Origin of the sequence: Ralstonia mannitolilytica (assembly GCF_905397375.1) — a bacterium.
In the GTDB taxonomy this organism is placed as follows: Bacteria; Pseudomonadota; Gammaproteobacteria; order Burkholderiales; family Burkholderiaceae; genus Ralstonia; species Ralstonia mannitolilytica.
This window is the reverse complement of record NZ_CAJPVG010000004.1, coordinates 37,745-60,498: the sequence shown is the minus strand read 5'-3', so window position 1 is coordinate 60,498 and position 22,754 is coordinate 37,745. Positions and strand designations below refer to the sequence as shown.

21 protein-coding genes and 1 tRNA gene are annotated in these 22,754 nt (G+C 66.1%); 9 read left to right on the top strand and 13 right to left on the bottom strand.

The features are described from left to right. The first annotated feature begins 261 nt into the window (after window positions 1-261). Complete coding sequence (locus tag KHN96_RS10260; RefSeq protein ID WP_045787405.1) at window positions 262-1,188, top strand: LysR family transcriptional regulator; 927 nt, start codon at window positions 262-264, stop codon at window positions 1,186-1,188. A gap of 196 nt (window positions 1,189-1,384) precedes the next feature. On the opposite strand, the gene KHN96_RS10255 is transcribed toward KHN96_RS10260, so the two are convergent. The 5 genes from KHN96_RS10255 to speB all read right to left on the bottom strand — a co-directional run bounded on the left by KHN96_RS10255 (window position 1,385) and on the right by speB (window position 6,654). Continuing rightward, window positions 1,385-1,474 (bottom strand) — tRNA-Ser (locus KHN96_RS10255). A 79-nt stretch (window positions 1,475-1,553) separates the two neighbouring features. Then, window positions 1,554-2,870: a serine--tRNA ligase gene (serS, locus tag KHN96_RS10250; protein ID WP_045787406.1), complete on the bottom strand. Its 1,317-nt coding sequence runs from the start codon at window positions 2,868-2,870 to the stop codon at window positions 1,554-1,556. A gap of 78 nt (window positions 2,871-2,948) precedes the next feature. Beyond that, the gene (locus KHN96_RS10245; RefSeq protein ID WP_045787407.1) at window positions 2,949-4,268 is read right to left on the bottom strand and encodes a replication-associated recombination protein A; all 1,320 of its coding nucleotides are present in this window, start codon (window positions 4,266-4,268) and stop codon (window positions 2,949-2,951) included. 89 nt (window positions 4,269-4,357) lie between these two features. After that, window positions 4,358-5,662: an MFS transporter gene (locus KHN96_RS10240; RefSeq protein WP_045787408.1), complete on the bottom strand. Its 1,305-nt coding sequence runs from the start codon at window positions 5,660-5,662 to the stop codon at window positions 4,358-4,360. Window positions 5,663-5,694: 32 nt separating this feature from the next. Continuing rightward, the gene (speB, locus tag KHN96_RS10235) at window positions 5,695-6,654 is read right to left on the bottom strand and encodes an agmatinase (RefSeq protein ID WP_045787409.1); all 960 of its coding nucleotides are present in this window, start codon (window positions 6,652-6,654) and stop codon (window positions 5,695-5,697) included. A gap of 130 nt (window positions 6,655-6,784) precedes the next feature. Between speB and KHN96_RS10230 the strand changes: the two genes are divergently transcribed. Then, window positions 6,785-7,681, top strand: a complete 897-nt coding sequence (locus KHN96_RS10230; RefSeq protein WP_045787410.1) for a LysR family transcriptional regulator — start codon at window positions 6,785-6,787, stop codon at window positions 7,679-7,681. Window positions 7,682-7,696: 15 nt separating this feature from the next. Here KHN96_RS10230 and KHN96_RS10225 read toward each other — a convergent pair whose 3' ends face one another. The 3 genes from KHN96_RS10225 to KHN96_RS10215 form a co-directional block, all read right to left on the bottom strand. Next, complete coding sequence (locus KHN96_RS10225; RefSeq protein ID WP_045787411.1) at window positions 7,697-8,122, bottom strand: hypothetical protein; 426 nt, start codon at window positions 8,120-8,122, stop codon at window positions 7,697-7,699. Window positions 8,123-8,168: 46 nt separating this feature from the next. Continuing rightward, window positions 8,169-8,816 (bottom strand): outer membrane lipoprotein chaperone LolA, encoded by a 648-nt coding sequence (gene lolA, locus KHN96_RS10220; RefSeq protein WP_045787412.1) that lies wholly within the window; start codon window positions 8,814-8,816, stop codon window positions 8,169-8,171. 89 nt (window positions 8,817-8,905) lie between these two features. Beyond that, the gene (locus KHN96_RS10215; RefSeq protein ID WP_045787413.1) at window positions 8,906-11,248 is read right to left on the bottom strand and encodes a DNA translocase FtsK; all 2,343 of its coding nucleotides are present in this window, start codon (window positions 11,246-11,248) and stop codon (window positions 8,906-8,908) included. A 223-nt stretch (window positions 11,249-11,471) separates the two neighbouring features. Here KHN96_RS10215 and trxB point away from each other — a divergent pair, with 223 nt between their 5' ends. From trxB to KHN96_RS10200, 3 genes are all read left to right on the top strand, one after another. Next, window positions 11,472-12,431 (top strand): thioredoxin-disulfide reductase, encoded by a 960-nt coding sequence (gene trxB, locus KHN96_RS10210; RefSeq protein WP_045787414.1) that lies wholly within the window; start codon window positions 11,472-11,474, stop codon window positions 12,429-12,431. A 109-nt stretch (window positions 12,432-12,540) separates the two neighbouring features. Further along, on the top strand, window positions 12,541-13,206 hold the full coding sequence (locus tag KHN96_RS10205; protein ID WP_062738296.1) for a Smr/MutS family protein: 666 nt from the start codon (window positions 12,541-12,543) through the stop codon (window positions 13,204-13,206). A gap of 37 nt (window positions 13,207-13,243) precedes the next feature. After that, complete coding sequence (locus KHN96_RS10200) at window positions 13,244-13,864, top strand: trimeric intracellular cation channel family protein (protein ID WP_045787416.1); 621 nt, start codon at window positions 13,244-13,246, stop codon at window positions 13,862-13,864. Window positions 13,865-13,903: 39 nt separating this feature from the next. On the opposite strand, the gene glnK is transcribed toward KHN96_RS10200, so the two are convergent. Genes glnK through KHN96_RS10185 form a run of 3 tightly spaced genes read right to left on the bottom strand, consistent with a single transcriptional unit; the run spans window position 13,904 to window position 16,531 of the window. After that, window positions 13,904-14,242 carry a P-II family nitrogen regulator gene (gene glnK / locus KHN96_RS10195; RefSeq protein WP_045787417.1) on the bottom strand — a complete coding sequence of 113 codons (339 nt, stop codon included), beginning with the start codon at window positions 14,240-14,242 and terminating at the stop codon, window positions 13,904-13,906. A 15-nt stretch (window positions 14,243-14,257) separates the two neighbouring features. Further along, complete coding sequence (locus KHN96_RS10190; protein WP_045787418.1) at window positions 14,258-14,884, bottom strand: class I SAM-dependent methyltransferase; 627 nt, start codon at window positions 14,882-14,884, stop codon at window positions 14,258-14,260. Between the two features lie 9 nt (window positions 14,885-14,893). Next, window positions 14,894-16,531: an NAD+ synthase gene (locus tag KHN96_RS10185; protein WP_062738295.1), complete on the bottom strand. Its 1,638-nt coding sequence runs from the start codon at window positions 16,529-16,531 to the stop codon at window positions 14,894-14,896. 54 nt (window positions 16,532-16,585) lie between these two features. Between KHN96_RS10185 and KHN96_RS10180 the strand changes: the two genes are divergently transcribed. Continuing rightward, a complete protein-coding gene (locus tag KHN96_RS10180; protein ID WP_062738294.1) occupies window positions 16,586-17,809 on the top strand; it encodes a GNAT family N-acetyltransferase in 1,224 nt (407 codons plus the stop codon). 71 nt (window positions 17,810-17,880) lie between these two features. Here KHN96_RS10180 and KHN96_RS10175 read toward each other — a convergent pair whose 3' ends face one another. After that, a complete protein-coding gene (locus tag KHN96_RS10175; protein ID WP_082062881.1) occupies window positions 17,881-18,069 on the bottom strand; it encodes a hypothetical protein in 189 nt (62 codons plus the stop codon). 298 nt (window positions 18,070-18,367) lie between these two features. Further along, on the bottom strand, window positions 18,368-18,895 hold the full coding sequence (ppa, locus tag KHN96_RS10170) for an inorganic diphosphatase (protein WP_045787422.1): 528 nt from the start codon (window positions 18,893-18,895) through the stop codon (window positions 18,368-18,370). Window positions 18,896-19,059: 164 nt separating this feature from the next. Here ppa and KHN96_RS10165 point away from each other — a divergent pair, with 164 nt between their 5' ends. The 3 genes from KHN96_RS10165 (at window position 19,060) to KHN96_RS10155 (ending at window position 22,745) form a co-directional block, all read left to right on the top strand. Continuing rightward, on the top strand, window positions 19,060-20,496 hold the full coding sequence (locus KHN96_RS10165) for an aldehyde dehydrogenase family protein (RefSeq protein WP_045787423.1): 1,437 nt from the start codon (window positions 19,060-19,062) through the stop codon (window positions 20,494-20,496). A gap of 34 nt (window positions 20,497-20,530) precedes the next feature. After that, a complete protein-coding gene (locus KHN96_RS10160) occupies window positions 20,531-21,289 on the top strand; it encodes an SDR family oxidoreductase (RefSeq protein ID WP_062738293.1) in 759 nt (252 codons plus the stop codon). Between the two features lie 124 nt (window positions 21,290-21,413). Further along, window positions 21,414-22,745 carry an MFS transporter gene (locus tag KHN96_RS10155; RefSeq protein WP_062738292.1) on the top strand — a complete coding sequence of 444 codons (1,332 nt, stop codon included), beginning with the start codon at window positions 21,414-21,416 and terminating at the stop codon, window positions 22,743-22,745. Window positions 22,746-22,754 lie beyond the last annotated feature (9 nt).

Here is a 22,754-nt window from a genome sequence, read left to right as displayed (position 1 = left end):
GCGGGTGACGAAACGGCGGCGTTCAGTGGGCGAGTTCGAGCGGCTCGGCGGTGCGGGCGGGCAGGCCTTCGCGGTCGTCGAGCGGGCCGGTGTGCGCCCTCAGGCCAACTGCCCCGAGCGTGACGGCCGCGGGTCAGCGCGAGTAAGGCGAGTGGCATGGTGGGCACTCCAGGGTCCGATGCGAATGGAGCGCAGTGTGCCCGCTTTACTTTTGCCAAAAAACCGGTCTATAAACGAAAATATCTTGATTTCAGATCAACAATGAAGATCACGCTGGATGAACTCCAGGCCTTTGCCACGGTAGTCGACACCGGCTCGATCACCGCGGCCGCACAACAGCTTGAGTTGACCGTGTCCGCCACGAGCCGCACGCTGGCGCGGCTCGAAGACAAGCTCAGGACCACACTGCTGCGCCGGACCACGCGCCGGCTCGAACTGACCGAAGAGGGCCGCGCGTTTCTGCAGAACGCACGGGCCATCATCGATTCGGTGGAAAGCGCAGAAGAGCAGATGCGCACGCGGCGTGAGAAGCCATCGGGACGCCTGCGGGTGGATGCGGCTTCGCCCTTCATGCTGCATGTGATCGTGCCGCTGGTGCGCGGCTACCGCGAGCGCTTTCCGCAGGTGGAGCTGGAGCTGAACAGCAACGACGGCATCATCGACCTGCTCGAGCGGCGTACCGACGTGGCCATCCGCATCGGTCGGCTCAAAGACTCGACGCTGCACAGCAGGCTCATCGGACACAGCCGCGTGCGCATGCTGGCCAGCCCTGCCTACCTCGAGGCGCACGGCCAGCCGCGCAAGGTCGAGGATCTTGCCAGGCACACCCTGCTCGGCTTCACCGAGCCGGAATCGCTGAACCTCTGGCCCGCACTCGGGCCCGATGGCGAGCCATACAGGATCACGCCTGCGGTGTGGTCGTCCAGCGGCGAGACGCTCCGGCAGCTTGCCCTGGAGGGCACAGGCATCGTCTGCCTGTCGGATTTCATGACCGCGCAGGATCGGGAATCCGGCCGGCTCCTGCAGGTGCTGGCGCGCCAGACGCAGGACGTGCGGCAGCCCATCCAGGCCGTGTACTACCGCAACACAGCCATCTCTGCACGCATTGCCTCCTTCGTCGATTACCTCGTCGAGGCGCTGCGCGGCAAGCCCCCGGCGCGCGGCGCAGCGAAGTGGATGGCACCGTGACGACGCGGGCACTTCATTCAGGACTCAGAACGGGATCGAAGCGTGGCCGATGCCATCAAACTCTGGGGCGGCGAAATCGCCGCGGACGGCCCGGCAAAGCCGGCACATGGCGCGTCCGGCCTGCGCGAACCTCGGCGTGCTGCGGAGCCAAACAAAAAGCCCCTTGGCCGTGAGACCAAGGGGCTTCTGCTATTGCTGGCGGAGAGGGTGGGATTCGAACCCACGGTACCGTCGCCGGTACGCCTGATTTCGAGTCAGGTACATTCGACCACTCTGCCACCTCTCCGGTAACTGGGTCGCTGAATCGCGAAACCGCGACTATAGCAGATTTCTTCCGCCGAAATCAACAGGCTGACACAACAGCGTCAACCCGCCGGTTTCAGGACCTCCTGGCCGCCCAGGTACGGGCGCAGCGCCGCCGGCACGGTGACCGAGCCGTCCGCGTTCTGGTAGTTCTCCAGCACGGCCACCAGCGTGCGGCCCACGGCGAGGCCCGAGCCGTTGAGCGTGTGCACCAGCTCTGGCTTGCCCTGCGCGTTGCGGAAGCGGGCCTGCATGCGGCGCGCCTGGAAGTCGCCCATGTTGGAGCACGAGCTGATCTCGCGATACGTGTTCTGCGCGGGGATCCACACTTCGATGTCGTACGTCTTGGTGCTGCCGAAGCCCATGTCGCCGGTGCACAGCACGACGGTGCGGAACGGCAGTTCGAGCTTGCGCAGGATGTTCTCGGCGGCGTTCGTCATGGCTTCCAGCGCATCGAACGACGTGTCAGGCTGCACGATCTGCACCATCTCAACCTTGTCGAACTGGTGCTGGCGGATCATGCCGCGCGTGTCCTTGCCGTACGAACCGGCCTCGGAGCGGAAGCACGGCGAATGCGCAGCGAACTTCATCGGCAGCGCATCCGCGGGGACGATCTCGTCGCGCACGAGGTTGGTGAGCGGCACCTCGGCCGTCGGGATCAGGTAGAAATTCTCGACGTGCTCGCCGGCTTCGCCGTCCGCGCCCTGCCCCATCTTGCGCGGCACGCGGAACAGGTCTTCCTCGAACTTCGGCAGCTGGCCCGTGCCGCGCATCGACGCGGCGTTGACGATGTAGGGCACGTATGCCTCGGTATAGCCGTGCTCCTGCGTGTGCGTGTCGAGCATGAACTGCGCGAGCGCACGGTGCAGGCGCGCAACCTGGCCCGTGAGCACCGTGAAACGCGCACCCGACAGCTTGGCGCCGGCGTCGAAATCAAGCCCCAGCCCGGCGCCCAGATCCACGTGATCCTTGACCGGAAAGTCGAACGTGCGCGGGGTGCCTTCACGGCGCACTTCCACGTTCTGCGTTTCGTCCTTGCCGACCGGAACGCTCTCGTGCGGCACGTTCGGGATCGACAGCATCAGGTCCTGCAGCTTGGCCTGCACCACGTCGAGCTGCGAAGCCGAGGCCTTGAGTTCGTCGCCGATGCCCGACACTTCCGCCATCACCGCCGAGGCGTCCTCGCCCTTGCCCTTGAGCATGCCGATCTGCTTCGAGAGGCTGTTGCGGCGGGCCTGCAGCTCTTCCGTGCGGGTCTGGATGGCCTTGCGCTCCGCTTCGAGCGCGGCAAAGCCGGCCACGTCGAGCACATAGCCGCGGTCTTTGAGGCGCGCAGCAACGGCGTCGATGTCTTTGCGCAGCAGTTGGATATCAAGCATGGTGGGGAGAGGAAACCGAGGATTGCGAACGATCGGAATGACCGAAAAGGCCGATTTTATCGCACCGGCCTGCCGCCTTTATTTGCTGCGGGACGATTTGTCCTGTTCGGCGTGCCACTGCGCATCCAGCTCGCGCAGGTGGCGCAGCTTGTCGCCGATCTTGCCTTCGAGGCCGCGTGGCGTCGGGACGTACCAGTTCTGCGCGGGCAGATCGTCGGGAAAGTACGTTTCGCCGGCAGCATAGGCTTCGGGCTCGTCGTGGGCGTAGCGATAGGCGTGGCCGTAGCCGAGCTCCTTCATCAGCTTGGTCGGCGCATTGCGCAGATGCACGGGCACCGCGCGCGACTTGTCCTGACTGACGAACGCGCGGGCCGCGTTGTAGGCGTTGTAGCCCGCATTGGACTTGGGCGCGACGGCCAGGTAGATCAGCGCCTGCGCGAGCGCCAGTTCGCCTTCGGGCGAGCCGAGCCGCTCGTAGGTTTCCGCCGCATCGAGGGTGATGCGCGCGGCGCGGGGGTCGGCCAAGCCGATGTCTTCCCAGGCCATGCGCACGATGCGGCGCGCGAGGTAGCGCGGATCGGCGCCGCCGTCGAGCATGCGGCAGAACCAGTACAGCGCCGCATCCGGATCGGAGCCGCGCACGGACTTGTGCAGCGCGCTGATCTGGTCGTAGAACGCGTCGCCGCCCTTGTCGAAGCGGCGTAGGTTTTCGGACAGCGCCGAAGCCAGCAGCGCCTCGTCGATGACCGGCACTTGGTTTCCGGCCCCCGCGCCCTCGGCCTGCGAGCGCGCGGCGCGCGTGACGATCTCGATGTTGTTGAGCAGTTTGCGGCCATCGCCATCGGCGGAAGCCACGATGGCATCGAGCGCGGCGGGTGTCCACTCAAGGCTGCCCAGCGCCAGGCGCGCGCGCTCGGCCAGCTGCTTGAGCTCGTCGTCCGACAGGCTCTTGAGCACGTAGACAGCCGCACGCGAGAGCAACGCCCCGTTCACCTCGAAGGAGGGGTTCTCGGTCGTCGCGCCGATGAAGGTGAACAGGCCGCTTTCCACGTGCGGCAGGAAGGCGTCCTGCTGGCTCTTGTTGAAGCGGTGGACTTCATCGACGAACACCAGCGTCCGGCGCCCGTTGGCGCGGAACTGCTCGGCGCGTTCCACCGCCTCGCGGATGTCCTTCACGCCAGACAGCACGGCCGACAGCGCGATGAACTCGGCATCGAACGCATCGGCCATCAGCCGCGCCAGCGTGGTCTTGCCGACGCCGGGCGGGCCCCAGAGGATCATCGAATGCGGCTCCCCGGAGGCAAACGCCACGCGCAGCGGCTTGCCCGGCCCCAGCAGGTGCTGCTGACCGATCACATCGTCGGCGGAATGGGGGCGGAGGCGCTCGGCCAGCGGCATGTGGGCGGGCGCGTTGGGGAAGAGAGAAGCGGAAGCGTTCATGCGGAGATTGTCGCAGAATCCGTCCGCCGGCCGCTTCCCCGGCAACCTCAGGCGGCGCGTGCGTCCAGCGCCGGCGCCTCTGCGGCCATCCTGCTCCGGCCGATCAAAAGCACACAGACCAGCGACAGCGCCGCAAAACCGGCATAGAAGATCGCCATCGGCCACCACAGCGGGAAAAAGCGATCAGCCAGCACCGTGGCAAGCAGCGGTGTCAGGCCACCCGCAAAGGCGCCGCACACCTGATACGACAACGAAATCGCCGTGTAGCGGATGCGCGCCGCAAACATGCCGCTGACAAAGCCCGCGATGATCGCGTAGTAGCCGGACTCGGCCAGCGTGGCGATGGCCACTCCTGCAAACACGGTATGCGCCTCGCCCATGCGGACCAGCGGGAGCATGATGAACGGCACGACCACCGCGAAGGCCGCGAGGATGACCAGCATGCGGCGCGTTCCGAAACGGTCGGCCAGCGTGGCCGCCCCAAGCTGCACGAAGAACTGCAGCACGGCGACCCAGAACATGCAGTCGAGAATCATCGCGCGATCGAGCTGCAGGTACTGCGTGGCATACGAAATCATGAAGATGTTGCTGAAGTACACGCCCGCGATGCCGTACACGTTGGCGCCGATGGCCAGCGCGATCAGCGGCCACGCCTTGAACGCCTCCGCCAGCGGCTGCTTCGCCACGTCGCCGGAGGCCTGCATCGCCTCGAATTCCGGCGATTCGTTGACCGACATGCGGATCACAAAGCCCACGGCCAGCAGCACCGCGCTCGCCAGGAAGGGCAGGCGCCAGCCCCACGCCATGAAGGCCTCCGGCTCGAGCCGGCTGACGGCGGAAAAGGCCAGCATCGACAGAATCAGGCCACCGGCGCTGCCAAGCTGCGCGAACGAAGCAAAGAAGGTACGCCGGCCTTTCGGCGCATGCTCGCCGGCCAACAGCACTGCGCCGCCCCACTCGCCACCCACGGCAATGCCTTGCAGCACACGCAACGCCACCAGCGCGACCGGCGCAATCCATCCGGCCTGCGCATAGGTGGGCAGACAACCGATCAGCACGGTGGCAACGGCCATGAGGGTGAGCGTGCCCATCAGCGCGCGCTTGCGGCCGAGCCTGTCGCCGATGCGGCCGAACAGCACGCCGCCGATGGGCCGGGCAAGAAATCCGATGGCGAACGACCCGAACGAAGCCAGCAGCCCCAGCAAGCGGTTCTCTCCCGGGAAGAACAGCGGCCCGAAGACAAGCGCCGCCGCCGTGGCGTAGCTGTAGAAGTCGTACCACTCGATGGTGGTGCCGATGAACGATGCCATCGCCGCACGGCGTGGCTGGGCGATCGACTGCGCTGCTTGCATGGGGTCTCCTCTCTGTTCTTATGGGTGTCGCATCAGGCGCGGTATTCGACGCCGGGCAGCACGCACAGCATCTCGAACGCGAGGTTGGCGCCGAGCAACGCCGTCGTCCCGAACGGGTCGTATGGCGGGGACACCTCGACCAGATCCGCGCCGACGATGTCGAGACCGCGTGCGCCGCGCACGATCTCCAGCGCCTGCGGCACGGTCAGGCCGCCAATCTCCGGCGTACCGGTACCCGGCGCATAGGCCGGGTCGATCCCGTCGATGTCGAAGCTGATGTAGACCGGGCCGCCCTGCACGCGAGCGCGCACCTCTTCCATGAGCGGCGCGAGCGATCGGTGCCAGCATTCCTCAGCGGTCACCACGCGAAAGCCCTGTTCACGACACCAGTCGAAATCCTCGGCCGCGTAGCCCGTGCCGCGCAGGCCGATCTGCACGACACGGTTGCAATCGAGCAAGCCCTCCTCCACCGCGCGGCGAAATGGCGTGCCGTGCGCGATCTTCTCGCCGAACATCGTGTCGTTGACGTCGGCATGCGCGTCCACGTGGATGAGGCCGATGCGGCCGTACTTGGCATGCATCGCGCGCAGGATGGGCAGCGTGACGGTGTGGTCGCCGCCCAGGCCGATCGGGCGGCAGCCGCCGGCGATGATCTCCCGGTATGCGGCCTCGATGCGCGCGATCGAGTCATGCAGGTTGTATGGGTTGGTCGGCACGTCGCCGATGTCGGCCACGCGCAGCGAGTCGAACGGCGCAGCGCGTGTGGCCATGTTGTACGGCCGCAGGAGGACGGATTCCGCGCGGATCTGCCGGGGCCCGAGCCGTGCGCCGTTGCGATTGGACGTGCCCAGGTCGAACGGCACGCCGACAAAGCAGGCGTCCAGCCCGGCGGCAGACGTGGCGGCGGGCAGCCGCATCATGGTGGCAATGCCGCCAAAACGCGGCATGGCGTTGCCCGAAGCGGGCTGGAAGAGGTCGGCGCGGTCGTTCATGGCAGTCGCATGGTCACATCGTCCCGAGACGATGTAATGAGTGTCAATAAGCTGCATTCTTGCCGATGGATTTCGCACGTAGAATGCGAAATCTCCGAATCAAACATCGATATGGATCGATGTATCGACCGTGCTGGGACAAGCTTCCGATCTTGATCTGCGACTGATCCGCGTATTTCTCGCCGTGGTCGACGCGGGCGGCATCACCCCTGCCCAGGCAACGCTGAACGTGGGGCAATCCACCATCAGCACGCAGCTGTCCACGCTGGAGACGCGACTGGGCTACCGGCTATGCGAGCGCGGCCGCAGTGGCTTCCGGCTCACCGCGCGCGGCGAACGCTTCGTCGATTCCGCCCGCAAGCTGCTGGGCGCACTCGACGTCTTCAGCGCGGAGGCGCGCAAGGTGGGCCGCACGCTGGTCGGCACGTTGAATCTCGGCTTGATCGGCCATGCGCCCGTCAACGCGAATGCGCGTATCAGCCAGGCCATCGAGCGCTTTCGGCAACGCGATGAATCCGTGCATTTCACGGTCTCGGTACGCCCGCCCGGGGAGCTGGAAGGACTGCTGCTCGACAACAAGATCCATATGGCGATCGGCTACTTCTGGCACCGCGTGCCGGCGCTGGACTACACGACGATCTTCCACGAGACGCAGCTTGCGTATGCGGGGCGCGGCCATCCGCTGTTCAAGAAGGCTGGGGACGTGACGCCCGCGCAGGCACTGGCGCACGCGTGGGCGTGGCGCAGCTATCCGCTGCCGGAAGCGGCGGGCTCGCCGGCCGAGCGGCCGGTGACTGCGGTGGCAGACAACATGGAAGCGGTGGCAATGCTGGTGCTGTCAGGCCGGCACCTGGGTTACCTGCCGGAGCACTTTGCGGCGCCCTATGTGGCCCAGGGCCTGCTGACGCCGTTGGCACCCGCTGCCATGCGCTACGAGGTGCCGTTCGACATGGTGGTGCGCCGCGATGCCCGGCGCAATGATCTGCTGGCCGCCTTCATTGCCGACATGAAAGCGGCCCACGCCTAAAAGACGCGCATGCCGTCAGTTCGACGCGCGCTGCACCAATCCCATGAACGCCTTGGCCGGAAGCGGCCCATGGCACGACTGCGTGCCGTTGGCCGCGCGCAGCAGCAGCCAGACGTTTTCGCTGGCCGGCGGCTGAATCACGAACGGCTGACGCGCCGACGCTTCGGGCAGGCGTGGATCGGCCGGCGCCTGGATCGGCACGACCTGCCCGGCGTGGCCTTTCACCAATGCGCTGCACTCGGCGCTGGGCAGTTCGGTCGCGTGCAGGAAATCCTTGTTGACCAAGGCCTCGGCCAGCACCGTGTCTGGCGCGGTGAGGAACGAATCGATATCAAAACGGGACGCACCCATCGAGGCGCATCCCGCAAGCACAACCGCCGCTGACGCCGCAGCGACAACAGCGGCGGCTCGGTGCAGCGACGTGGTGAACGGCAAAGGCATGGTCGGTCTCCTGGTCTAGGACAGCAACGGCGCCGGCCTCCACGCGTCATTGCTTGATGACGTCGGCCCCTTTGGGCGGCGTAAAGCGGAACACGTTGGCCGGCAGTTGCGGATTCTTCTGGATGTTCGAGAACGTCAGGAGGGTGGTGTTCCCGAAGGCGTCGCGCAGCTCCATCCCCTGCAGCTCGCCGCTGCGAAAACCGATGGCGATGCGCTCGAACTGGGTGTCCTTCGCCTTGGGCGTGAGCTCAACCCAGTCGATACCGTCCTTGGTGCCGCCCTCCTTGAGCGCGAAGTTCTTCGACAGGTCGTTGCTGCCGAACAGGATGGCGGCCGGGCTGGAACCCAGCGACGCATCGAGCTTGCGCTCCGTGACCTGGTTCAGGTCTTTGTCGAAGATGTAAAGCGTCTGGCCGTCGGCGGAGAGCTGCTGTTCATAGGGCTTCACATAGCGCCAGACGAAGCGGCCCGGGCGCGAGAAGACAAAGTCGCCGCTGGACGTGCCGGCCACACGCAGCGGGTTGCCGTTGGTGCCGCCCTTCACCTGGCGCTGCACGAACTCGCCGCGCGCGGTGGTGACGTTGCTCACGAAGGCGTTGAGCTGTTCGACGGCGCCTGCGTAGGCCCCGGCAGACCATGCCGCCAGCGAGACCAGCCCGGCGGCCATCAGGTGACGTGCTTTCAACACAAACATCGGAATCCCGGTAAGCAGTTGATGTGGTGGTTAGTCGTCGAGCGCGCCGGAACATTCCACTCGCGCGGTAACGCGATGTAACGGCAGCGTCATTCCTCTTCGACGACGTTGCCGTTGCGATTGGGCGCCAGGATTTCGCGGTTGCCGTTGCCCGACATGGCGGACACAAGCCCCGCCTTTTCCATGTCTTCGAGCAGGCGCGCGGCGCGGTTGTAGCCGATGCGCAGGTGACGCTGCACCAGCGAGATCGACGCGCGCCGGTTCTTGAGCACCACGTCGACCGCCTGGTCGTACAGCGGGTCGGCTTCGCCGCCACCGCCGCCTGCAATGCCTGCGCCGCCGCCGAACCCGTCGCCGCCGCCGTCGTCGGCCACACCGCCTTCGAGAATGCCCTCGATGTAGTTCGGCTCGCCCTGCGCCTTGAGGTTTTCCACCACGCGATGCACTTCGTCGTCCGACACGAACGCGCCGTGCACGCGCACCGGCAAGCCGGTGCCGGGCGCCAGGTACAGCATGTCGCCCATGCCGAGCAGCGCTTCGGCACCCTGCTGGTCGAGAATCGTGCGCGAGTCGATCTTGCTGCTGACCTGGAACGCGATCCGCGTCGGCACGTTGGCCTTGATCAGGCCCGTGATCACGTCCACCGACGGACGCTGCGTCGCCAGCACGAGGTGGATGCCGGCCGCACGCGCCTTCTGCGCAATCCGCGCGATCAGCTCTTCGACCTTCTTGCCGACCACCATCATCAGGTCGGCCAGTTCGTCGATCACGATGACGATCATCGGCAGCTTGTCGAGCGGCTCCGGCGCGTCGGGCGTGAGGCTGAACGGGTTGGGAATCTTTTCTTCGCGCGCGGCGGCTTCTTCGATCTTCTTGTTGAAGCCGGCCAGGTTGCGCACGCCCATCTTGCTCATGAGCTTGTAGCGGCGCTCCATTTCGCCCACGGCCCAGTTGAGCGCGTGGCCGGCCTGGCGCATGTCCGTCACGACCGGGCACAGCAGGTGCGGAATGCCTTCGTAGATGCTCAGTTCCAGCATCTTCGGGTCAATCAGGATCAGGCGCACCGCGTCGGCCTTCGCCTTGTACAGCAGCGACAGGATCATCGCGTTGATGCCGACCGACTTGCCGGAACCCGTGGTGCCGGCCACCATGCAGTGCGGCATCTTTGCCAGGTCGGCCACCACCGGCTTGCCGGCGATGTCCTTGCCCAGCGCGAGCGTGAGTTGCGATGCGCTCTCGTTGTAGACCTGCGAACCGAGAATCTCCGACAGGCGCACGGCCTGGCGCTTGGGGTTCGGCAGCTCTAGGCCCATGTAGTTCTTGCCCGGAATCGTCTCGACTACGCGGATCGACACCAGCGACAGCGAACGCGCCAAGTCCTTCGCCAGGTTGACGATCTGGCTGCCCTTCACGCCCGTGGCGGGCTCGATTTCATAGCGCGTGATGACCGGGCCCGGATAGGCCGCCACCACCTGCACTTCCACGCCGAAATCCTTGAGCTTCTTCTCGATCAGGCGCGAGGTGAATTCCAGCGTCTCGGCGCTCACGGTTTCCACCACGGGCGGAACCGGATCAAGCAGCGCCAGCGGCGGCAGGTCGGAATCGTGAATGTCGACAAACAGCGGCTGCTGCTTCTCGCGCTCCACACGCTCGCTCTTGACCACGGCGGCCGGGCGCACGATCTGCACCGGCGGCGATTCTTCAATGCGCACGCGGCGGGTTTCGACCACCTCTTCGCGCTCGACCTTGGCGGCCTCGCCGATGGCCCGGTCCTGCTTGCTCTCGCGGCGCGTCTTGAAGCCGACGAACAGCATCTCGACGCCCGCGCCGATCTGCTCGGCGAGGTTCAGCCACGAAAAGTGGAAGAACAGCGACAGCCCCACCAGAAACGCAAACAGCAGCGCCAGTGTGCCGCCGGTAAAGCCGAGCGAATGCTGCATCGCCCCGCCGATCAGGTCGCCCAGCACGCCGCCAGGCGCACGCGGCAGCTTCATGTGCATGCTGTACATGCGGATGGCTTCCAGGCCCATGCTGGAAGCCAAAATCAGCGCAAAGCCGATCCACGTGACGCTGGCGTCAACGCGCGGCATGGCCGTGCGGGGCAGGCGCTCGTCCGACATCAGCTCGCGCCAGCCGCGCCACACCTTGCGCACCAGCAGCACCGCCCACCAGTAGGCCGACGCGCCAAAGACAAACAGCAGCAGATCGGCCAGCCACGCGCCCACGCGGCCGCCCAGGTTGCGGATCTGGTCGACCTGGCTGGCGTGGGTGAAGCCGGGATCGGCCCTGTTGTATGACAGGAGGATGATCAGGAAGGCGATGGTCACCGCCAGCAACAGGAACCAGCGGACCTCGCCCAGCAGCCGCCCGATGCGGGAGGGCAGTGCGGCGGGGTCGGTACGGGTCGTCGGAGTGGTGGAAGCTCGGGCCATGCGGGAGACGGATATGCCGCCCGGCAGGTGGGCCGCGCGGCTTGGGACTGCACGAATGCGATGGCAACGATTGTAACGCGGCCCTATCACCGCCATTGGAATTTACAACCGGGCGGACGAGGGGGGCCCACTTTATAATGGCGGCCATCACCCTCACCTAGCCTGCACGGCGGCCGCTTTACTTTCACCCTTCACCCCGTGCCGCGCACAAACCGAACGCATCATGGCAAAACACGCAAAAGTGCTGATTCTCGGCTCCGGCCCCGCCGGCTACACGGCCGCCATCTACGCCGCCCGGGCCAACCTGAACCCGGTGCTGATCACGGGCCTGGCCCAGGGTGGCCAGCTCATGACCACCACCGACGTTGAAAACTGGCCCGCCGACAAGGAGCACCTGCAAGGCCCCGAGCTGATGCAGCGCTTCCTGGAGCACGCCGAGCGTTTCAAGACCGAGGTGCTGTTCGACCACATCCACACTGCGCATCTGCATGAAAAGCCGATCCGCCTGATCGGCGATTCCGGCGAGTACACCTGCGACGCGCTGATCATCTCCACCGGCGCCTCGGCGCAGTACCTCGGCCTGCCGTCGGAAGAGAAGTTCGCGGGCCGCGGCGTGTCCGCATGCGCCACCTGCGACGGCTTCTTCTACAAGGGCCAGGAAGTGGCCGTGGTGGGCGGCGGCAACACCGCCGTGGAAGAAGCGCTGTACCTGTCGAACATCGCCAGCAAGGTCACGCTCATCCACCGCCGCGACAAGTTCCGCGCCGAGCCGATCCTGGTCGACCGCCTGCACGAGCAGGAGAAGAAAGGCAAGATCGAGCTCCGGACGAACATGGTGCTCGACGAGATCCTCGGCGACGAGTCCGGTGTCACTGGCGCCCGCCTCAAGGGCACCAACGAAAATGAAGGCAAGACCGAAGAGATCAAGGTGGCGGGCGTGTTCATCGCCATCGGCCACAAGCCGAACACCGACATCTTCAAGGGTCAGCTCGAGATGAACGACACGGGCTACATCCGCACGAAGAGCGGCCTGGACGGTATGGCCACGGCCACAAACATCCCTGGCGTGTTCGCCGCCGGCGACGTGCAGGACCACATCTACCGCCAGGCCATCACCAGCGCCGGCACGGGCTGCATGGCCGCGCTGGACGCGCAGCGCTACCTGGAGGGCCTGCAGAACTAAGCGGGCTGCGCCCCGTCCTGGCAGCGGCCGATGGGCGACCATCGGCCGCTTTGCCATGTGCGGCGCATTCGTATAATCCACGCACGGTCCACCTGATCTGCCCTTCGCCATGAAACGCGCCTCCACTCCCGCCAACAAGCTCGGGCTGACCGATCTTGCCAAGCTGCGCGAGCAGCTCAAGCACGAGACCGAGGCCCGTGAAGCCGAACGCCAGCGCGCCGAAGCGGCGGCACGCCAGGCGGCCGAAGAGGCCAACATCTTCCGCGCCAGCATCGGCGAGGTCAGTGCGCTGCGCCAGAACAGGCGCGTGGAGCATCCGCGCAATCCTCCGGCCCCCGACCCGGTGCACTCGCGCGCCGAAGACAAGCGCGTGCTCGATGCCTCCCTGTCGGACGAATTCGACGTGGACAACCTGCTCGACACCGACGACACGCTGTCGTACCGCCGCCCCGGCATCGGCGCCGACGTACTGAAGAAACTGCGCCGCGGCGAGTGGGCCACGCAAGACCAGATCGACCTGCATGGCCTGCGCCGCGATGAAGCCCGCGAGGCGCTGGCGGGGTTCCTGCGCCGGGCGGTGCAGCGCGGCATCCGCTGCGTGCGCGTGATCCACGGCAAGGGCCTTGGCTCGCCCGACCGGACGCCCGTGCTCAAGGGCAAGGTGCGTTCCTGGCTGGTGCAGAAGGAAGAAGTGATCGCCTTCGTCGAGCCGCGCAACACGGCCGGCGGCGCCGGCGCGGTGCTGGTGCTGCTGCGCCAGCCGCACGGCTCCTGAAGCAGCACCCAGTCGATACAACAAGAACAGCACGCCCATGCACTCGCGCCTGGAACTCGTCATGCACTGGATGGAGATCCTCGCGGTCTTCTCGTTTGCCATCTCGGGGCTGGCCGAGGCGAAGCGGCGACGGCTCGATGCCGTGGGCGCGTTCATCGTGGCGTTCCTCACCGCGTTTGGCGGCGGCACGCTACGCGATCTGCTGCTCGATCGCCGGCCCTTCTACTGGGTGGAACACGAGCACTACCTGCTGGCGCTGTTCGTGATGAGCCTGTTCGCCAACTGGGTGATCCGGCTGGTAAGCCAATTGGTCTCGGACCGCCTGCTGATCGTGACCGATGCCATCGGCCTCGGGCTCTTTGGCGTGCTTGGCACGCAGCTGGCGCTGGATGCGGGCGTGCCGGTCTTCGTCTCGGTGATGATGGGCGTCATCACGGCGGCCTTTGGCGGCCTGCTGCGCGATGTCGTCTGCAATGAAGTGCCCATGCTGCTGCGGGACAACCACCCGTACGCGACGTGCGCATTTCTCGGGTGCTTCCTCTACGTCGGGCTGACGCATACGGACCTGCTGCCGAGCGTATCCGTGGTGATCGCCACGCTGGCGATCGTGATCGGGCGGCTGGTGGCGCTGCGCTGGAACATCACCCTGCCGCGCTGATCGACACCGGCCGGCGTTGGCACGCCGGCCAAGAACCGCTTACACGGCGGCTTCGTCCTTCTCGCCGGTGCGGATGCGGATCACCTGCTCCACCGGCATCACGAAAATCTTGCCGTCGCCGATCTTGCCCGTCTTGGCAGCCTTGACGATGGTATCGATCACGTTCTCGACCTGGCTGTCGGCCACCACCACCTCGATCTTGATCTTCGGCAGGAAGTCGACCACGTATTCGGCGCCGCGATACAGCTCGGTGTGGCCCTTCTGCCGGCCGAAACCCTTGACTTCGGTGACGGTCAGCCCGGTCACCCCCACGTCGGCGAGCGACTCGCGCACTTCGTCCAGTTTGAAGGGCTTGATGATGGCGGTGATCTGTTTCATGGGGTGTCTCGCAAACTAGTTGGTGAGGTATTCAAGCGTCCAATAATACTGGAGGCGGGTGACGCGCACATCCCTGCCGATGCCGGCCACCGTCTGCAGCAGCACGGGGTCGTCGGGAAAGTTCTTCAGCACATCGTGCTCGGTGCCGTCCTGCAGGGGGCGACGCTGCCACGTGTTGCCATGTTCGTCGCGGTAGGCGATGGGCGTGCTGGAGCCGGCCACATACTGGTTGTCGAACCAGAGCACGCGTACGCCTGGCCCGACGACGCGGTGCAACCCTTCGACGTGTGCACGCAAACGCTGCAGCGGCACATGCGACCACCAGCATCCTGCGGTCATCACATCAAACGCACCGGGCACGAACGGCAGCGCATCGTTGTCCGCACGCACGAAGGACGCCCCGGCGATGCGCTTGTCGCGCGCGATACGCAGCACGGTGTCGTTGTAGTCGGCGCCGACGATGCTGCGCGCGTCCGCCATGGCCTCGGTCCAGAAGCCGGTGCCGCACGCCAGGTCCAGCACCCGTGCACCACGCGTGATGTCGCGCACGCGCGCCTTCAGCCACGCCAGATCGCCCTGCCGCTCCGGCTTCGCATAGATGCCTTCGTATTCGGGGGCGCGCCTGGCGTAGTAGTCGAGCATGGCGTCGGCCTATTCCTTGAAGCGCGAGGTGATCGGATACCGCCAATCCCGGCCGAACGCCCGCTGCGTGACGCGGATGCCCACCGGGGCCTGACGGCGCTTGTACTCGTTGATCTTGATGAGACGCACGATCTTCTGCACGTCGGCCGCGGCAAAGCCGGCCGCGATGATGTCGGCCACCGGCTGGTTCTGCTCCATGTAACGCTGCACGATGGCATCGAGCGCATCGTATTCGGGCAGGCTGTCCTGGTCGGTCTGGTTTTCACGCAGCTCGGCTGACGGCGCGCGCGTGAGGATGCGCTCGGGAATCACGTCCGACAGCGTATTGCGGTAGCGGCACAGCCGGTAGACCAGCGTCTTGAAGATGTCCTTGATGACCGCAAAGCCGCCGGCCATGTCGCCGTACAGCGTGCAGTAGCCGACCGCCATCTCGCTTTTATTGCCGGTGGTCAGCACGATGCGGCCGGACTTGTTGGACAGCGCCATCAGCAGCGTGCCTCGAATGCGCGCCTGGATGTTCTCTTCCGTGGCGTCTTCCGGGAGGTCGCGGAATTCCTCCGCCAGCGCACCCTTGAACGCGTCGAACATCGGCGCGATGGGGATTTCGTCGTATTGCACGCCGAGGCGGGCGGCCATGTCGCGCGCATCGAGCCAGGAGATGTCGGCCGTGTAGCGCGACGGCATCATGACGGCGCGCACGCGGTCGGCGCCCAGCGCATCGACGGCAATCGCCAGCACGAGGGCGGAGTCGACCCCGCCAGAAAGACCAATGATCGCGCCCGGAAAACCGTTCTTGCCGAGGTAATCGCGCACGCCGAGCTTGAGTGCTTCGTACACCTGCGCTTCCAGCGGCGCCTCGGGCACGATCGTGCCGGGCAGCGCCTTGCCGCCGTCGAACTGCGCATAGCCGAGGCCTTCGACAAACTGGCCCATCTGCACGACCACCTTGCCGTCGGCATCGAGCACGAAGGAGCCGCCGTCGAACACGAGCTCGTCCTGCCCGCCGACGAGGTTCGCATACACATGCGGCAAGCTCGATTCCTTCACGCGCGCGCCGATAATCTGCTCGCGCAGGTCTTCCTTGTCGAGGTGATACGGCGACGCGTTGGGGATCAGCACCACCTGCGCGCCAGCGGCCTTGGCGTAGGCCGTGGCCGTGGGGTACCACGCGTCTTCGCAGATGATGACGCCGAACCGCGTGCCATCCACCTCGAACACGAAGGGCTCGGTGCCGGGCTGGAAGTAGCGCTTTTCGTCAAAGACCTCGCTATTGGGCAGATCGAGCTTGTGGTAGCGGCCGACCACGCGGCCATCGGCGGCCACGGTGCAGGCGTTGGTGGGCTTGGGCAGCACGCCCGGCGCCGGGGGCTCCAGCGAGACCTGCGGATGCCCGATCAGCACGTGCAGGCCTGCAAACGCCGCCAACTCTGCGATCAGCGCGTCCAGCGCACGCGCGCTGGCGTCGATGAACGCCGGGCGCAACAGCAGGTCTTCGGGCGGATAGCCGGTGAGCGAAAGTTCCGGCGTAACCAGAATGCGCGCACCGGCCTGGTGCGCCTCACGTGCGGCGGCAACGATGCGGGCGGCATTGCCGGCGAAATCGCCGACGGTGCAGTTGATCTGTGCAAGAGCGACTGTGACGGTCATGGGGGTATGTGGAAGGCAAGCGCGGCATTCCGGGCTGGAATTAGAATCGGCGGCATGACCTCTCGCCCCCTTTTTCCCGGGCCCGAAGCTCGCACTGGTTCGCGACACGAATCGGCCAATTATCGCACGCAGCTCGTGACCGATCTGCGCGACATCGGCCGCGTCGCGTGGGACGCCCTGCTGGCCCTGCAGCCCGAAGCCACGCCATTTCTGCGCTTCGACTTCCTGCAGGCACTGCACGAAAGCGGCAGCGCCTCACCGGAAACCGGCTGGTCGCCGCAATACCTGACGCTGTGGGAGCCCACCTCCGATGGCGATGTGCTGGCCGCGGCCATGCCGCTGTATGTGAAGGGCCACTCCTACGGCGAATACGTCTTCGACTGGGCGTGGGCCAACGCGTATGCGCAGCACGGGCTGGAGTACTACCCGAAATGGCTGTCGGCCGTGCCGTTCACGCCGGTGCAGGGTGCCCGTCTCCTGGCGCGCGATGCGGCTTCACGGGCGGCGCTGCTCGCCACGCTGCTCGCCATCGCGCGCCAGAGCGAGCTGTCGTCGCTGCACGTGCTCTTCCCGACCGCTGATGAGGCCGAGCAGATGCGCGCGGCCGGCATGCTGCTGCGCGAGGGCGTGCAGTTCCACTGGTGCAACGCCGGGTTTGCCAGCTTTGACGACTTCCTCGGCGCGTTGGAGCAGAAAAAGCGCAAGAACATCCGCGCGGAACGCCGGCGGGTGCGCGAGGCCGGCATCACGTTCCGCCATGTGCCGGGCGCCGCGGCCACCGAAGCCGACTGGCGCTTTTTCCACCGCTGCTATCGGGCGACCTATCGTGAGCATCACTCGTCGCCGTACCTGAACCTGGCGTTCTTCCAGCAGATCGGCCAGACGATGCCGGAGAACCTGCTGCTCGTGATTGCCTCGCGCGACGGCAACGACATCGCCAGCGCGCTGCTGGTGATCGACAGGCGGCCGGAGGCTTCGGTCATGTATGGAAGGTACTGGGGGGCGGTCGAACATCACCCCTGCCTGCACTTCGAGACCGCGTATTACCAGCCACTGGCGTATTGCATCGAACACGGCATCCGCACATTCGAGGGCGGCGCCCAGGGCGAGCACAAGATGGCGCGCGGGTTCGAGCCTGTGGCGACGCTGTCGGCGCATTGGCTGGCGCACCCGGCCTTTGCCGATGCGGTGAGCCGGTTCCTGGAGCGGGAAACGGCGGGCATGCAGGCGTATCGCGATGAACTGACGGACCGCTCGCCATTCAGGCGCGAGCCGTGAGGCCGTGCGGCGGAAGAACAGCAGAAGTGGAAAGACCGCGTCCGCGCGAACGGCGGACGCTGGAGGTCAATTCAGTGGGCCGCAGGCTGTTGCTGGGCGATCACACAATGCGCCCCGTCAGGAGCGGCCGCGGTGGTCGACGCAACAGCACGTTCGCCGGCATGTGCGCTGTCTGGCGGACCGACGAGCAGCGCCCACACCGTGAACGCGGCCATGGCAGCAGCGGAGAGGACGGGAACGACAACGGTCTTGTTCAACATCGCAATACCAGGGGTTGGAGTCAAACTTGACGGGGAGTCTAGAGGGCTCGTTTCCCGCGAGCAAATGAGCGTTACTTAAATCTCTGTATAGCGCCATTACGCGACTCGATTATGCATAAATCGACATAATCATCGAGATTCGCATGGTTCATCCCCGATCGGCGCAGATGGCGGTCCGACGGGCCTCGACGGCGCTCCGGCTGCGCCATCGGTGCGTCGCTGCCATGAAAAAATCCCGGCCCTCCTTTCGGAGGCCGGGATTTGTCGGACAAGCCGTACGGCAAAAACCGGAAGTGGCTTACTTCTTATAGTTGGCCACGCCGTCGACGATTTCCTTATGGGCTTCTTCGATGCCGCCCCAGCCTTCGACCTTGACCCACTTGCCGGCTTCGAGCGCCTTGTAGTTCTCGAAGAAGTGCTTGATCTGGTCCAGCAGGTTCTGGCCGATGTCGGACAGGTCGGTCATGTGGGCGGTAGCGGGGCTCAGCTTGTTGACCGGCACGGCCACCAGCTTGGCGTCGACGCCCGATTCATCCGTCATCTTCAGCATGCCGAGCGCGCGGCAGCGGACAACGCAGCCGTGGATCAGCGGGAACGGCGTGACAACCAGCACGTCCACGGGGTCGCCATCGCCCGACAGGGTCTGCGGGATGAAGCCGTAGTTGGCCGGGTAGCGCATGCCGGTGCCGACGAAGCGGTCGACGTGCAGCATGCCCGTTTCCTTGTCGGCTTCATACTTGACCGGGTCGCTCTGCGCCGGAATCTCGATGATGACGTTGAAATCGTTGGGGATGTCCTTGCCCGGCGAGACGTTGTTGAAGCTCATGGAAATGCTCCGGAATGCGCGAAGTGCGTAGAAACGCGGCGCAGAGGGTTGAAAAGAAGCGTGAAAAACTGTCGGCGGGCATTATAGCCCCTGACTACCGGCTGCCCGCCCCGCTGTGCCCGTGCGAGAATCGTGCGTTGCCGATCTTCTGCAGGAACCCCCCCATGCACGCCCAGCACTTCATCGCCAACCGCCTGATGTCGCCCGATTCGGGCATGCGCATCAAAGTGTTCGATCCGTCCGATGGCCAGTCCTTTGCCGAGATTGCACGCGGCAACGCCACCGACATCAACGTGGCCGTGCACGCCGCCCGGCGTGCCTTTGACGGCGTGTGGGGCCAGCTGAGCCCGGCCGAGCGCGGCCGCCTGCTCATGCGCGTGGCGCTGCGCCTGGCCGATCACGAAGAAGAACTCGCCCGCCTGGAAGCCCGCGACACCGGCAAGCCGATGCGCCAGGCCCGCGCCGACGCCCGTGCCGTCGCCCGTTACTTCGAGTTCTACGCCGGTGCGGCGGACAAGTTGCACGGCCAGACGATCCCCTATCCGGCTGATACGACGGTGCTGACGGTGCGCGAGCCGCATGGCGTGACGGCGCACATCATCCCGTGGAACTACCCGATGCAGATCTTCGGCCGCAGCGTGGGGGCCGCCTTGGCCGCGGGCAATGCGTGCGTGGTCAAGCCGGCCGAAGACGCGTGCCTGTCCATCCTGCGCGTGGCAGAGCTGGCCGCCGAGGCCGGGCTGCCCGATGGCGCGCTCAACATCGTGACCGGCTACGGCCATGAGGCCGGCGCGGCGCTGGCAGCGCATCCGGGCATCAACCACATGTCGTTCACCGGGTCGCCGGAAACCGGCAAGGCCATCGCGCGCGCGGCGGCCGAAAACCACGTGCCAGTGACGCTGGAACTCGGCGGCAAGTCTCCGCAGGTTCTCTTTGCGGATGCCGATCTGGAAGCGGCGATCCCGGCCGTGGTGAACGGTATCGTGCAGAACGCCGGGCAGACGTGCTCGGCCGGCAGCCGCGTGCTCATCGAGCGCAGCGTCTATGAAACAGTACTGGACCGCCTGGCGACGGTGTTCGAAGCCATCAAGGTCGGCCCGTCGTCGCTGGACCTTGACTGCGGCCCGCTCATCAACCCGAAGCAGCAGCAGCGCGTGTGGGATTTCGTCTCGGATGCGCAGCACGCCCACATCCCGGTGATGGCGCAGGGGCAGATCGTCCCGGAGGCGCCGGAAACCGGCTACTACCAGGCGCCGATGCTGCTGCGCGACGTGCCGCACACGCACCGCCTGGCGCAGGAAGAAGTGTTCGGCCCGCTGCTCGCCGCGATGCCGTTCGATACGGAAGCCGAGGCGCTGGCACTGGCCAACGGCACGCCGTACGGCCTGGTCGCCGGCGTGTGGACGCTGGACGGTGCCCGGCAGATGCGCCTGGCGCGCAAGCTGAAGGCGGGCCAGGTCTTCATCAACAACTACGGCGCGGGCGGCGGCGTGGAGCTGCCCTTCGGCGGCACGGGCCAATCCGGCCACGGCCGCGAGAAAGGCTTCGAGGCGCTGTACGGCTTCACAATGCTGAAGACCATCGCCATCCGCCACGGCTGACACACCTACAACGCAGACAACACGAGGAGACACCATGCGGCTTGCCGGCAAGATCGCCATCGTCACGGGCGCGGGTTCGGGTTTCGGCGAGGGCATCGCCAACACCTTTGCCCGCGAAGGCGCCCGCGTCATTGTCAATGACCTGAACGCCGAAGCCGGCGAGCGCGTCGCCAGCGCCATCCGCGTGGCCGGCGGCAACGCGCACTTCGTACAGGCCGACGTGTCCGATGGCGATTCCGTGGCCAAGCTCCTCGGCGCCACGCTGGCGCGCTATGGCGACCTGCACATCGTCGTGAACAACGCCGGCACCACACACAGGAACAAGCCGATCCTGGAGATCACCGAGGCCGAGTTCGACCGCGTGATGGCCGTCAACGTGAAGAGCGTCTACTGGACGGCGCACCACATGGTGCCGCACTTCCGTGCACGCGGCGGCGGCGTGTTCGTCAATGTGGCGTCCACCGCCGGCATCCGGCCGCGGCCCGGACTGGTCTGGTACAACGCGAGCAAAGGCGCCGTCATCACGGCCAGCAAGGCGATGGCCGCGGAGCTGGGGCCGGACAAGATCCGCGTGAACTGCGTGAACCCCGTGATGGGCGCGACCGGCCTCATCGAACAGTTCATGGGCATGCCCGACACGCCCGAGAACCGCGCCCGCTTTCTGGCGACGATCCCGATGGGGCGCCTGTCCACGCCGCAGGATGTGGCCAATGCGTGCCTGTACCTGGCCTCGGACGAAGCCGAGTTCATCACCGGCACGTGCCTCGAGGTGGATGGCGGGCGCTGCGTGTAAGCCCTGACCCGCAAACGCTTGGCGGCACGCGCCGACGAGCGCAGAATGCGGTGGCGGTTTTCCGGGCCGAGGTTGGTGACGAGGCATTCCTCGGCCTGAGCTCACAACAACACAAGGAGACCCGATGGCCACCACCACCCCACCCTCACCGGTTGGCGGCGCAGGCACGTTGCCGCCGCAGTCCGCAAGCGCATTCGAAGAGGCCACTTACCGCAAGGTGAGCTGGCGCCTGGTTCCGTTCCTGTTGCTGTGCTACGTGGTGGCGTATCTGGACCGCGTGAACGTTGGCTTTGCCAAGCTGCAGATGCTCAACGACCTGAAGTTCAGCGAGACCGTCTACGGGCTCGGTGCGGGCATCTTCTTTATCGGCTACTTCCTGTTCGAGGTGCCGAGCAACGTGATCCTCCACCGCGTGGGAGCGCGCCTGTGGATCGCGCGGATCATGATCTCGTGGGGCATCATCTCGGCGGCCATGATGTTCGTGACCACGCCGGCCATGTTCTACGTGATGCGCTTCCTGCTGGGGCTGGCCGAAGCGGGCTTCTTCCCGGGCATCATCCTGTACCTCACTTACTGGTATCCGGCACACCGGCGCGGACGGACCACCACCTTCTTCATGACGGCAGTGGCACTGTCCGGCGTGATTGGCGGGCCGCTCTCTGGCTGGGCGATGAAGACGTTTGCCGGCGTCCAGGGCCTGGCCGGCTGGCAATGGATGTTCCTGATCGAAGGTCTTCCGTCGGTCATCGTGGGCATCATCGTGCTGTTCTATCTGGATGACCGCATCGCGCACGCCAAGTGGCTGACCGACGATGAGAAGGCCCTGCTCGCCCGCAACATCGCCGCGGAAGACGCCGAAAAGGAAGACCCGCCCATCGGCACCGTGCTGTCCAGCCCGCGCGTGTGGCTGATGAGCCTGATCTACTTCACTTTCGTGATGGGACTGTACGGCGTGAGCTTCTGGCTGCCGACGCTGATCAAGCAGACGGGCGTGGCCGATCCGTTCTCGGTGGGGCTGCTGACGGCCATTCCGTACGGCGCGGCGGTCGTCGCCATGATCCTGGTCGCCCGCAGCGCAGACCGCACACGCGAACGGCGCTGGCACATTGCCATTCCGGCCGTTGCGGGCGCGGTGGGGCTGGTGCTGTCGGCCGTGTGGCACACCAACACGACGCTTGCCATGGCCGCGCTCACGCTGGGCACCATGGGCATCCTGACCACGCTGCCGCTGTTCTGGAGCCTGCCAACCGCCTTCCTGGCGGGCACGGGCGCCGCGGCCGGTATTGCGCTGATCAACTCGCTGGGCAACCTGGCGGGCTTCCTGAGCCCCTACGCCGTCGGCTGGCTCAAGGACGCCACGCAGAGCACCGATTCGGGCATGTACATGCTGGCGGCCTCGATGGTGCTGGGCGCGGCCCTGACGCTCTCGGTGCCCGCGCGGACGGTCAACAAGTAACCCCGGGGC